8 protein-coding genes are annotated in these 13398 nt (G+C 66.5%); all 8 read left to right on the top strand.

The features are described 5' to 3' along the window. Nucleotides 1–225: 225 nt before the first annotated feature. The gene (locus ACODS4_RS26490) at nucleotides 226–3222 is read left to right on the top strand and encodes an ABC transporter substrate-binding protein (protein WP_488868663.1); all 2997 of its coding nucleotides are present in this window, start codon (nucleotides 226–228) and stop codon (nucleotides 3220–3222) included. Beyond that, a complete protein-coding gene (locus ACODS4_RS26485) occupies nucleotides 3219–4916 on the top strand; it encodes an ATP-binding cassette domain-containing protein (RefSeq protein WP_488868662.1) in 1698 nt (565 codons plus the stop codon). The genes ACODS4_RS26490 and ACODS4_RS26485 overlap by 4 nt, the downstream gene beginning before the upstream one ends. Then, nucleotides 4913–6223 (top strand): HlyD family type I secretion periplasmic adaptor subunit, encoded by a 1311-nt coding sequence (locus ACODS4_RS26480; RefSeq protein WP_488868661.1) that lies wholly within the window; start codon nucleotides 4913–4915, stop codon nucleotides 6221–6223. The genes ACODS4_RS26485 and ACODS4_RS26480 overlap by 4 nt, the downstream gene beginning before the upstream one ends. A gap of 5 nt (nucleotides 6224–6228) precedes the next feature. Beyond that, complete coding sequence (locus ACODS4_RS26475) at nucleotides 6229–7746, top strand: TolC family protein (protein ID WP_488868660.1); 1518 nt, start codon at nucleotides 6229–6231, stop codon at nucleotides 7744–7746. 29 nt (nucleotides 7747–7775) lie between these two features. Continuing rightward, entirely contained in the window at nucleotides 7776–8798 is a 1023-nt protein-coding gene (locus ACODS4_RS26470; RefSeq protein WP_488868659.1) for an amino acid ABC transporter substrate-binding protein, read from the top strand. A gap of 28 nt (nucleotides 8799–8826) precedes the next feature. Beyond that, nucleotides 8827–11643, top strand: a complete 2817-nt coding sequence (locus tag ACODS4_RS26465; RefSeq protein WP_488868658.1) for a hybrid sensor histidine kinase/response regulator — start codon at nucleotides 8827–8829, stop codon at nucleotides 11641–11643. 31 nt (nucleotides 11644–11674) lie between these two features. Continuing rightward, a complete protein-coding gene (locus tag ACODS4_RS26460; protein WP_488868657.1) occupies nucleotides 11675–12106 on the top strand; it encodes a response regulator in 432 nt (143 codons plus the stop codon). Between the two features lie 266 nt (nucleotides 12107–12372). Beyond that, nucleotides 12373–13395, top strand: a complete 1023-nt coding sequence (locus tag ACODS4_RS26455; RefSeq protein ID WP_488868656.1) for a hypothetical protein — start codon at nucleotides 12373–12375, stop codon at nucleotides 13393–13395. Nucleotides 13396–13398 lie beyond the last annotated feature (3 nt).

Raw genomic sequence — 13398 nt, 5'->3', positions numbered from 1 at the left:
GTTGGTAATAGAGGTCATACTATAGTATTTCCAAATGGGCTATGCTAGGCTTGGGCGCAATTTGAAGCGAAAAGACTCAATATTCTGAGTTGCGTTCGCTTTTGTTCGATAGAGGCGAAAGATTCGATGAAGCGAGCAAAAGAATGGTTCGGCTCCCTATCGAAGCGCTCGCTCTTTTTGGTTATTTTAGGAGTCGCGGGCGCGATTGCGCTGAGTCTGTCGTTCGTGGCCCGACTGGCTTTGTTTGACCGCCCCGCCGACCAAGTGATTCAAATTGGCGTTCTGGCGCCGCAGTCCGGCGAGGCCAAAGAGCTTGGCCGCGCCATCCGTGAGGGTGTGGAACTCTACATCGATCATGTCAACCGGGCGGGCGGCATTGATGGCGTCCCATTGAAATCCCTGGTGATTGACGATTCAGACGACCCAGCGACCGCCCGCGCCGCCGCTGAAAAGGCCGTCGCGGCGGGCGTCGTCGGCGTCGTTGGACATTGGTCGGGCGAGGCGGCGGAGGCGGCGGCCGACGTCTACCGCGCGGCGCGCGTGCCCGCCTTGACGCCCGCGCCCGCACCCGTTTCAGGTGTGCGTGGCGGCGACCCTTGGTTGTTTCATATGACGTTCGACCGGGTCTTTGAGACGCGGTTTCTCGCCAACTACGTGCGGAACGTCCTGGGTGAAAAAGTTGTCTCGATCATCCACCAACGTGGCGCCGAGGAAGAAGCGCTCAGCCAGTCTTTCGACGAGGTGATGCAGCGCTTTGGCACGCGGGCGCTCAACCGCTGGGAGTTCGATCCGGCGGCGCCCGACGTCGGCGACCGTCTGGCCCGCATCGTGACGGAGCTGCGCGAGGGGCGGGTCAGCGGCAGCATCGTCGTTCTGGCCGATCCCCATCCAGCGGGCACGGTGTTGGCGGCCTTGCGCAAGGGCGGAATCCGCAATCGGGTGGCCGGGTTGCGCAGCATGGCGACGCAAGCCTTCCTGGATTCCTACCGCGACGCCTGGAACGCGCCGGGATCGCCAGCGTCGGGCTTGCACGGCAGCTTCGCGTCCACGCCGCTGATGTACGACACCGCCGGCGAGATGGCGCAGAATTTCCGCACCGACTACGTCAAGGCTCACCGCACGCCCCCCGACTGGGTGTCGGCCATCGCCTACGAAGGCGCGCGGCGTCTGGTGCTGGACATGACCCCGCGCGGCGCGCGGCGCCTGCCCGCAGAGGACGTGACGGGTTGGCGCGAACGCATCCACGCCGCCTTGGCCAAACCGGGCCGGGTGATGACGGGACTGCTTGGTCCGCTGACCTTCGACGCGAAGGGGGTGGCGGCTCCCACCGCCTATGTCGGCACGTATGACGGCGCGGCCCTGATCGCCGCGCTCACTCAATTGTCGCCGATTCGCGAAGAGAGCGTCGGCAATTACCTGGACGAGTTGGTGGCGGGCCGCGCGCTCTACGTCAACGATCGTTTCATGTACAAGACGAACGTCGTCTATGCGGGCGTCACCATCGACAAAATCACCGGATTCGACCCCAACGCGGGCACGGCGGAGCTGGCGCTGAATCTGTGGTTCCGCTGGCGCGGAGACTTCGCGCCGCAAGACATCGTGTTCACCAACGCGGTGCAGCCGATCAAGCTGGACAAGCCCGAACGGCAGGTCCAGGTCGGCGACATGCTCTATCACGCCTACCGGATCAAGGGGACCTTCTACACCAACTATTCGTCGGTGGAGCGGGCCTATGGCACCCACATCGTCGGCATCGGTTTCCGGCACCGCACCTTGGCCCGCAACAACCTGATGTATGTCAGCGACGTGCTGGGCATGAATCTGAACAGCGCCACGTCGCTGGCCGAGAGCATCAACGGGTCGCTGTCCGGCGGGGTGGAAACCGCCGACGCCGAAGGGTCGATGTTGAACCGGGCGATGCGCTGGCTTGGCCATGAGCCTGGCGAGCAGCCGCAGGACACGCTGACCCAAATGCTGCTGCGCCTGCGCGCGTTGGCGGGCGCCCCAGGCTGGACGGTGGGCCGCGCCTGGATATCCCAGGATGTGGTCGAACGGATTTCCGAAGGCGATCCGGCCTTTGTCGGCTTCGGCAAACCGCAACCCAACTTCTCACAGCTCGACATGGGCGCGCTGCTGAAGCTCGACACCATCGACGTGCGCGACTATCTGCCCAGCGAGTCGCTGATCTACATCGCCATCATCGCCCTGGTCGGCTCGATTCTGGCGCGCGTGCTCGACGGCAAGGATCGCGGGCAGTTCTGGCGGATGCAAACCCTGGGACTGCGCTTGATCTGCTGGCCGTTTCTGCTGCTGGCGGCGGGCAACATGGCGCTGGATTACGCCTTGGCGAACGCGCCGACCGGGGCCATCGACATGGTGGTTGGGGCTTACAGCATGCTGTGGTGGGCGATTCCCGCCCGTCTCGCCACGATTTCGTTGGAACGCTTCATCTGGGTGCCGCTGGAAATCCGCGCCGCCCGCAAGGTTCCCAACGTCATCCGCATGTTCGCGGCTCTGGTGATCTATCTGTTCGCCTTCTTTGGCGTCATCGCCTATGTCTTCGCCAAACCCGTCACCAGCCTGTTGGCCACCTCAGGTCTCATGGCGATGATTATCGGTTTGGCGGTGCAGGCCAACATCGCCAACATCTTTTCCGGCATCGTCCTGAACATCGAACGGCCCTTCAAGGTCGGCGACTACATCAAGGCCAGCCAGACGGTGATGGGTCAGGTGGTGGACATCACATGGCGCACCGTGCGCATCCGGCACTTGGACGGCCAGATCGTCTGTCTGGCCAACGCCAAGATTTCCGAAGCGGAAATCCACAATTTCAGCGACACCGACGCCAATTTCGTTCGCACCCAACTGTTCATCGACCCGACCTACGACCCGCGCCTGATTTCACGGCTGGTCAAGGAGGCGTTGGACAGCTTCGATTGCTTCCTCAACCTCGCCAGCAATTATTTCGGCCCGGATTGCCAATACAAGGGCGTGGAGTGCGCCAACGGCGTCTGGGCGGCGCGTTACCGGGTCAAATTCTATCTGGCCAAGGGCAACGACGAGCACAAGATTCTCCACGAAGTGTGGGCGCGGGTGTGGGAACGCTTCCAGGCCAACGGCGTCCATTGGTCGCCCCCGGTTCCGGGCGCGGCGGATGAAACCGCCGCCCCATCGCCGTTGCTGCTGCCGCCGCCCTCCCCCCCTGAGGAGCGCCTGGCGTGACATCCACCCGCGCGCCCTCCGGCATTGGCGAGATCATCGCCCGTCTGGCCCGCGCGCCGGGGGAGACGGCGCGTCTGCTCGCCATCACCGCTCTGCTGGCGGTGTTGGGGTTGACGGTGTCGCTGTTCGTCATGCAGGTGCTGAACCGCTACGTCACCCATGGCGTGTCCAGCACCTTGCTGACGCTGACGGTGGGGGCGCTGTTGGCGGTGACGGCGGAGCACCAGTTGCGCAAGCTGCGTTGGGTCATCGCCGAGAGCATCGCCGGGGACCAGGACCGCCGTCTGGCGACGGGAGTCTTCGGCCTGCTGCTGACCGCCGATTTGCGGGCGCAAACCCCGTGGAGCGCGGCGGCGCGCGAGGAGTTGATGCGCGGGGTTGAACGCGCGCGCGTGGCCTTTGGCCCGGCGGGTTTGACGGTGGTGGCCGATCTGCCCTTTTCCCTGCTGGTTCTGACCGTTCTGGCCCTGCTGTCGCCGACCCTGGCCGGGATCACGGCGGCGTTTTGCGCGCTGCTGGCGCTGCAAGCGTGGCTTGACCAGCGCCGTCTGACGCCCCCCTCGGCCACCCTTGCCCGCGCGTCGGGCGAGGTCAACGCGCTGGTGTCCAGCGCCGTTCACGCGGCGGAAACCGTGCGCCACTTCCGCGCCCAAACCGCACTGATGGGGCGTTGGCAACGCCTGACCGAACAGGTTTGGGCGATTGGCGACCGGACGGGCTGGGTTCAGATCGGCGGGGCGTCGCTCACCCAGGTGACGCAGGCGTTGTTGGGCGTCGCCATCGTCGGCGTCGGCGCCGTGCAGGTGGTGGCGGGCACGCTGGACGTCGGCACGCTGGTCGGGGCCAATCTGATCGCCGGGCGGGCGCTGACGCCCTTTGGCCGGATCGTGCAATATGGCCGAACCCTGCGTGCGGCGGCGACGGCGGTGGCCGAGGCCCGACGCTTCGCCGAGGTCGCGGTGGAGCGGTCCGGCGGTCGCGCCCTGCCGTCCTGGAACGGCGCGTTGACCTTGCAGGATCTGGCCATCGCCTTTCCCGGACAGGACGGGCCGCTCTTTTCCAACCTGACCGTGACGGTGGCGGCGGGCGGAGTCGTCGCGCTGACCGGGCGGAACGGGGCGGGAAAATCGGTTCTGCTGAAGGCCGTCGCCGGACTGATGGAGCCAAGCCAGGGGCAGATTCTGGCCGATGGGGTTGATCGCCGTTTGCTGGCGTTGGATTGGTGGCGCAGCCGGGTGTCCTATCTGCCGCAAGAGCCTCTGTTTTTACCCGGTTCCCTGCGCGACAATTTGCGACTGGCCCGGCCCGACGCCAGCGACGATGACCTGCTGCGTTGCTTGGCCGACGCCGATCTGAGCGGCTTTGTCGACCGTCACCCGCAGCATCTCGACATGATGTTGGACAATGGCGGGCGCACCTTGGCGCCGGGCATCCGCCGCCGTTTGGGGCTGGCCCGCGCCCTTGTCACCGATGGGCCGCTCTATCTGCTCGACGAACCGTCGGAGGGGTTGGACCGCGAGGGCGCGCGCGTCGTCTATCAACGGCTGATCGATCTGGCCCAGCGTGGCCGCACGCTCATCATCGCCACCCATGACCCGGTGATTTTGAACGGCACCCATTGCGTCGTCCATCTCGACGGTCCCCGCTCCGGCCTGCGCCCACCAGAGGCCCCGACCTTGAGGGCCGCGCTATGACCTTGCAGACCGCCAACCTGCCTGGCGTCGCCGCTTCGGCGGTTCGTCCGCATCCGATCCGCCGCCGTCTGGCGGTGGAGATCGCCGTCGTGCTGGCGGCGTTGGTGGGGTGGGCGGCGTTCGGTCCGCTCGACGTGGCGACCACCGCGATGGGGGAAGTCGGACCGGCCAGCCGGGTCAAAGCCATCCAGCATCTGGAGGGCGGCATCGTCACCGAAATCCTGGTGTCGGAAGGCGACCGGGTGGCCAAGGGGCAACCGTTGTTCCGTTTGGACCCGACCCGCGCTCAGGCCGAGGCGGCGGAATTGGGGCGGCGTCTGACCAGCCTGCGGGTGGACACCGCCCGTTTGACGGCGGAAATCGCCAACAGCGCCGCGCCGGTGTTCGACCCCGAGGCGGTGGCGATGGTTCCCGACGTCGTGGCGGCGGCGCTCGACCTGTTCAACAGCCGCCGCGACCGGCTGCTGCATGAGTTCCGCATCCAGGCCCAACTGGTGGCGGGAAAGACCGGGGAGTTGGAAGAGGCCCGCGTGCGGATGCGCAACAACCGCCGCGCGCTGGACATCGTCACCAGTCAGGTGACGATCAGCGAGAACATGCTGAGCAAGGACCTCTCCAACCGGATGAGCCATCTGGAGCAGTTGCGCCAACAGCAGGCGCTGCGCACCCTGGTGGATTCCGATCAAGCGGGGATTCCCCGCCTGGAGGCGGCGTTGGAGGAGGCGCGGGAGCGGCTGGCTTGGGTCGAAGGCAGCGCGGCGGAACAGGCGCGGCGCGAACTCGCCACCGCCCGTCAGCAGTATGACGAACTCTCGCAACGGATGCAGACCCTGCGCAACGTCGAGGAGCGAACGGTCCTGCGCGCCCCGGTGGACGGCATCGTCAAAAGCGTCAGCGTCAGCACCGAAGGCGGGGTGATCCAACCGGGGCAAACCCTGGCCGAAATTGTTCCCGGCGAAGACCGGCTGGTGATCGAAGCCCGCCTGCCGATTCAGGACATCGGCTATGTTCACCCCGGTTTGCCGGTGCGGGTGGTTCTAAACTCCGGCGACGCGTCGTCCTTCCCGCCGCTCGATGGTCGGGTGGAACGGGTCAGCCCCGACGCCACGGTGACGAACGACGGCCATTCCTATTACCGAGTCAGGGTTGTCACCAATGAGAACGCCTTTGACGTTGCGGGCCGACGCTATCAACTTTATCCAGGCATGCAGGTGACGTGCAGCGTCCTGATCGGACGCCGGACTGTGTTGGAATATCTGCTGAGTCCCTGGACCAACGCCATGCGTTTCGCCTTTCAGGAAAGATAACCGCCGTGCCGAACTCCGTCGCGCCGCGTCACGTCAGCCCAGTCGTCCGCGCGGCGGTCTTGCTGTCGCTTGCGCCCGCGCTGTTGCTGGCCGCCCCAACCCTGGCGGCGGAGACGTCCGCGCCCGTCGCTTCCCCGGCCAAGGCTGCGCCGCCCGCCATCGCGCCGCTTGCCGCCGGGGAAGCCGCGTCGCCGTCGCCAGCGACGGACAAGAAGCCGCCCATCAAAAAGGCCCCCGCCAAGAAAGCTCCCGTGACCAAGGCGACGGACGACCCCGTTGAAAAAACGGGGACGGCAAAGGCCCACGTCATGGTTCTGCGCCCCATTCTGGAGCGGCTTGTGGCCGAAAATCACCGCATCGCCGCCGCCCAGGCCAGCAAGGAAGCCGCCGAGGCCAGCCTGCGCAAGGCCAAGGCGGGCTGGTACGGCGACGTCACCGTCACCGCCGCGATGGGGCATGAAAGCCAACGCAACCCGTCGCCGACCCCGCCGACCAGCGGAACCACGCGCGACGCGCAAGTGTCGTTGCGTCAGCCGTTGCTCGATTTTGGCCGCATCGGCGGGGAGATTGAAAAGGCGACCTTGGCCCAACAACAGGCCGAAGCCACCCTGCGCGACGTCACGCAGGAGGTTCTGCTCGATGGCTTGACCGCGTTGGTCAATGTTGGGCGAACGCGGCAGGTCGTCGAGTTTTCCGAACAATCGCTGCGCAACATCGAACGGCAGACCGGGTTGGAGGAAAGCCGGGTCGAGTTGGGCGGCGGCTACGCCACCGACGTTCTTCAATCGAAAAGCCAGCTCGCCGGCGCCCGCGCCCGGCTGGTCCGCGCCCGTGGGGCCAACGTCGCCGCCATCAACCGCTATCGCGCGGTGTTCCACAACGAACCGCCCGCCCGCATCGGCCCCTTCGGCCCGCGCCCGTCGGTCTTGCCCGCCAATTTGGACGAGGCGATGGCCCAGGCGCGCGCCCGCAACATCCAGGTTGAGATCGCCGGTCTGGGCGCCGACATCGCCAAGGCCGAGGTGCGGCGCGTGCGCGGAACCGAACTGGCCCCGCGCGTGGAGGCGGTGGCCGAACTGTCCAACCGCCGCAACGTCGGCGGCGTGATGGGGACCAAGGGCGACCAGACCTACAAGGTGGCCGTCACCATGCCGTTCAATCTCGGGCTGGCGCCGCTGCACTCCATCGACGCCGCCCAGGCGTCGGCCCGCGCCGCGCAATCGCAACTGGACGAACGCCGGGTGACGCTGGACGAACAGGTCGGCAACGCCTGGCAAACCCTCGACACCGCGCGCGAGACGGCGATCTTCTTTGAAAATCAGGCGCGCATTTCGGCCGAGTTCCTGCGGTTGGCCCGCGAAGAACGCCAACAAGGCCGCCGGTCGCTGATCGACGTGCTGTCGGGCGAAACCTCGCTGTTCAACGCCCAGGCTGACGCCGCGTCGGCTCAGGGCGATGTGACCATCGCCGCGCTGACGCTGTTGCGCACCGCCGGATTGCTGGACATCGCGGTGGCGGAGTGATGGGCAAGGGCGCAGCTTCGACACGCCGGATGGGCGCCCTTCTCGCCTCCGCTTTGGTCGCGCTGTTGCTGATGATGGCGGGCGCGCCGTCCGCCCAGGCCGGGCGGCTGGAGGAGATCCGGGAACGCGGGGCCGTGCGCTGCGTCGTGTCCACCGGAGTGGCGGGCTTTTCCTTGCGCGGCGCCGATGGGCGATGGCGCGGATTTGACGTTGACTACTGCCGGGCTTTGGCCGCCGCCGTGCTGGGCGACGCCGGAAAAGTCGCCTTCGTGTCCGGCGCCACCGACGAAGCGCTGAGCCTCTTGAGCGAAGGGGCGGTCGATGTGCTGAGCCGCAGCGCGACGGTGACGCTGTCGCGTTTGGCTGGGCGCGGGTTGGAATCGGTCGGCGTCAGCCTGTTTGATGGTCAGAGCTTTATGACCAAACGGTCCTTGCGCATCCGCACCCTGCACCAGATGGCCGGGTTGGGCGTGTGTTTCCAATCCGGCACAACGGCGGAAGACAATCTCGCCGAGTATTTCTCCATGCAGAAGATCAGCGTGCGCCCCGTTCCCAAAGGGCCGTTGCGCGACATGATCGACGCCTATCTGACCGGCGAATGCGACGTCATCACCACCGACTCGTCGGCTCTGGCGGCGATCCGCGTCATGTACATGCCCCGGCCCGAGGATCACGTCATCCTGCGCCAGCATATTTCCAAGGAACCGTTGGGGCCGTTGGTGCGCAAGGGCGACGACGGCTGGCGTGAGATCACCCGCTGGACCTTGAACGCGATGATCGAGGCCGAAGAGCTGGGCGTGTCGAGCAAAAGCCTGAGCGGTCGGGCCAACGGCGACAGCCCGCGCGTCCGGCGGCTGTTGGGGGAGATTCCCGGCATTGGCCGCCCGCTGGGGCTGGACGACCAATGGGCGCGGCGGGTGATCGCCCAGGTCGGCAATTACGGCGAGGTGTTCGAGACCAACATCGGTTTGTCCAGCCCGTTGCGCATGGAGCGTGGGTTGAACGAGCTGTGGACGCGCGGCGGGTTGTTGTTCGCCCTGCCGTTGCGCTGACCAGTCTTTTTGACGGGCGAGGGCCGGGATGACCATCCGCACACGTTTTCACGTCATCTTTCTCATCATCGCCGCGCTGATGATGGCGCTGGCGATCGGCGCCGTGTCGGCCCTGTCCTTGTCGCAATCTTTGGTCGAGCGTGTCTATCGCGGCGCGTTGCTGCCCTCCCTCGATCTCAAACGGGTGGCCGACGCCTACACCGGGGCGGCGGTGGTCACGGCGGTTCGCGTGCGCATCGGCGATCTGCGTTGGGAAGAGGGAGAGGAGGCGGTGCGCCGCGCCGCCGAACAGGCCAAACCGGCCTGGGAGCGCTACAAGGCCAACGCCCGCAGCGAAACCGAACGCGCCCTGATGCGCTCAGCGCAGGAAAACATGGTGGAGGCGAACGCCGCCATCGACGAATTGATCGACATTCTGGCCGCCCAGGACATCGCCGGTCTGACCGCCTTCATCGCGCGGGCCATGTACCCGTCGGTCAACCCGTTGTTGATGGACATTGATCGTCTGACCGCGCACCAGGACCGCATCGGCGAGGACACCTACGACGACGCCATCGCCGAGGTGAAGCGCTATTGGATCAACCAAACCCTGCTGCTGGCCGTCGCCGTGGCGATGTTCGCCGCCGCCTTTTACACCGTGCGCAACCGCGTCGCGCTGCCCCTGCACCGGATGACCGGGGCGATGTCGGCGGTGGCGGAGGGCGAATTGGATCGCCCGGTTCCCTCCTCCGGGCGAGCCGATGAAATCGGCGCGCTGGCCCGCGCCCTGGTCCGTTTCAAGGACAACGCCGCCCGTCTGAAGGAAGATCAGCGGACCTTGCGCATCCTCGCCGACGAGTTGAGCGTCGCCCGCGACAAGGCGGAAGAGGCGACCCGCGCCAAATCCACCTTCCTGGCGATGATGAGCCACGAGATCCGCACGCCGATGAACGGCGTCACGGCGATGGCCGAGATGCTGGAGCAAACCGATTTGGGGGCGGAACAGCGCGACATGCTGGGCATCATCCGCTCGTCGGGCGACGCGCTGCTGGTCATCATCAACGACATTCTTGATTTCTCGAAGATCGAAGCGGGCAAGCTGGACATTGAAACCATTGAGCTGACCTTGACCGACATGGTGGAGGGCGCCGCCGAATCGGTGGCGAGCCGGGCGGCGGAAAAGGGCCTGCGCTACGCCGTCGATTTGGCCCCCGATCTGCCGGAACGGTTGCTGGGCGACCCGACGCGGATCCGTCAGATCCTCATCAACCTGCTGGGCAACGCCGTCAAATTCACCCAATCCGGCGTCGTTCTGCTGACCGTCCGCGACGTCACGCCCAACGGCGGCGACGAAACCCGGCGCGTTTTGCGTTTCGCCGTCGCCGACAGCGGCATCGGGCTGAGCGAGGAGCAGATCCAGCGCCTGTTCCGTCCGTTTGAGCAGGCTGACGGCTCCACCTCCCGCCGCTATGGCGGCTCCGGGCTGGGCTTGTCGATCAGTTCGGCGCTGTGCGCCATGATGGACGGGCGGATTGGCGTGACGTCCGAACTTGGCCAAGGATCGACCTTCTGGTTCGAGTTGCCCTTTGTGGTGGCCGCGCCTGAACCGGCCAGCCCCAGCGTCGCCATCGCCGACGCCCGCGTCGTCGCCGTCGGCTTCGTGGATGAGGAGCGCGCGGCCCTGCGCGATCTTCTGGCGGCGGCGGGAATCCAGCGGGTGGCGATGGCCGCCTATGATGAAAATTGGGCGGGCGCGGCGGCAAACAGCCCCGACGACGCGCCGACCGTGCTGATTCTGCACGCCGGGGGCGACGGGGCCGAAACGGCGCAGTTGGTCGCCGCGCATCTGGCCGGAACGATCCCGGCCCCCCCGGTGCTTCTGGCCGTGCCGACGCCGCGCCCGATCTCGCCGCCGGGGGTCTTCGCCACGCTGCCTTTGCCGCTGCGCCGCCGCCGGGTGTGGCGGGCGTTGGCGGCGGCTTTGGGTCGCGCGCCGCTGGACACCCATGATCCCCGTGAGACGTCCGATCTGGATGGCTGGGAAGCGCCAAGCCGGGCGGAGGCCGAAGCCGCCAACGCCCTGATTTTGGTGGCGGAGGACAACCAGACCAACCAGGTGGTCATCCGCCGCATGCTGGCCCAGCGCGGCTTCGCCTTCGACCTCGCCAACCATGGCCGGGAAGCCTTGGCGCTGCTGCGCGCCGGGCGTTATGGCCTGCTGTTGACCGATTTCCATATGCCCGAAATGGATGGGTTCGAGCTGACCGCCGCCATCCGCGCCGAAGAGGCGGGAACCGACCGCCACCTGCCCATCGTCGCGCTGACCGCCGACGCGCTGCTTGGCACCGGTCAGCGCTGTCAAGCGGCGGGGATGGACGCCTATCTGACCAAACCAATCGATTCCAAGGCGTTGAGCGCGACGCTCCAGCGCTTTCTGCCGCAGGCCGCCGGGTTGCGGCGAGCGGTTGCGGCAGCCGCCGCGCAGACAACGGATCTGGCGACGCGGGCGGCGGGAATCGACCCATGGGTGTTCGACCCAACCCGCCTGATCGAGAGCTTTGGCCGCGCCGAGACGGAAGCCTTGGCCTTCCTCAGCGACTTTCTCGACGCCGTGCCGGGCATGATCGGCGTGTTGGAATCCGCTTTGACGGCTGGGGATTTGCGCGGAGCGCGCGACACGGCGCACAGCCTGAAGGGGGCGGCGCTGTCGGTCGGCGCCGTTCGCTTGGGCCAGCTTGCGGGCGACCTTCAGGACGCGCTCGATGAATCCGACCCGGAAACCGCCGCTTTCCTTTGCGGCCTGCTGCCGCCCACCCAGGACGAACTGGTCGCCGCCACCGCGCCCTTGCGCGCGACGCCCGCGTGACCGGCATGAGCCTTTGCGTCTCCAGGAGACCATGATGTCCAAGATTCTTTATGATCGGTTGAAAGTCCTCGTCATCGAGGACGAAGCGTTCACCCGCAACCTGATTTGCCGTCTGCTGCGCGAAGTCGGCGTCCGTTTCATTGGCGAGTGCGGCAATGGTAAGGATGGGTTGATGGAGCTGGTGCGCGCACGCCCCCATCTGGTCTTTTGCGACGTGCATATGGAACCGATGAACGGCCTGCAATTCCTCAAGGGCGTGCGCAACATCAAAGTGAAGGGGGTGGACCGCACGGCCATCGTCTTCCTGACCGCCGATTCCAGCACCGACACGGTGGTCTTCGCGAAGGAGCATGGAGTCGCGGGGTATTTGGTCAAGCCGGTCAGCCTGAAGCAGATGCGCGACCGGATCGATTTCGTCGTCGCCAACACCCCGATTCTGGCGATGGAATTGATGGAGCTGTGAGACGGAGCATCTCTTTGGCTGACGCAATCTGGCGGCTCTGGTTCCAGCGAAATCCACCCTCTTGGGATGGGAGGAGACTGGGGAGAGGGAGGATTGGGCCGACGAGGTGCGGCGTCAGATGCGCCGCCTGTTCCCCGTCCTCGCCCTGCCCAGCCGCCGCGAGGACGCCGCCGTCATCCCGGCGTCACGGAAAGCCCATTGAAACAGGATCGACAGCGCGTCATCGGGCGCCTATGGTCGGCCTGACATTCAGGCGCGAGGACGGGATGACGAAGCGGAAAGACGGAGCGAATGGGACGGGCGGCTCTTTTGCCGGAACGCCAGCGGATCGTCTGGTTCGGCTGTGGCGGACCGCCGACCAGCGTTTCGGCCTGCTGCTCGACGAGGTGCTCGACGCCGGACGTCAGGCGGTGATCGAGGCCGCGCTGGGCAAGCTGCGCGAGGATGAACAATACAATTTCCTCGACGAGGTCGAGGCCATCGCCGAATCGATCCAGCGCACCGACAGCTATGGCGACCTGTCCACCGTCACCCTGTTCTGGCTGGCGGTCGAGGTCGATGGCGATCTCAGCGAACCGCCCGCCGTCGAGGTGATCGAACGCGGCCTGGACGCGTCCGGCCTGCTGGAAAACGCCGCCGACACCAAGCTGTTGCCGCTGTGGCTCGATCCCGAACCCTTGTCCTATCTGGAGGCCGCCGACCGCCGCGCCCTGCTGAACCGCCTGTTGGTCTCGGTTGATGAGGCGACCGCCTACGCCCGCCAGCAGGATTTGATCGCCCCCGTCGCCGGATCGTCGCCGCGCTTCGTCGCCGTGGTCGGTCTGGTCGAGGAAAGCGGCGACGGCATGCCCGGCGGCGAGACCCTGCCCGATCCGCTGAATTTCGGTCTGGACAGCGTGCCCGAACCCGAACTCGACCCGGTGGAAGAGGCGCGGGTGCGCGAGGCGCTGGAGCATTTCGCCGAACAGGTCAAGGCCGCCGACCCGCGCGTGCGCCGGTGCGAGCCGATTGGCGGCTTGAACGATCTGCTGGACTTCACCGCCGACGCCGAATGGCAGGCCGATTCCGGTCTGGACGAGGTCGCCGACTTCCTCGACGTCGCCAGCAACGAAACGGCGGACGGCGTCGTCGACGCCTCGGTCGCCGACACCGGGGCCGGGCTGCATGTCCGCGCCATGGATTCGGACGGACGGACGCTGGACGACCGGCTGTTCTCGCTGGACGGCGAGGCGGTTGAGGCGGCCATGGCCCTGCTGAAGCGGCGCTGCCGCCGCGTCATCACCGGCTGATCC

The sequence above is a fragment of the Azospirillum sp. FG154 genome, assembly GCF_057809575.1.
This window is presented reverse-complemented; position numbering and strand designations above follow the sequence as displayed.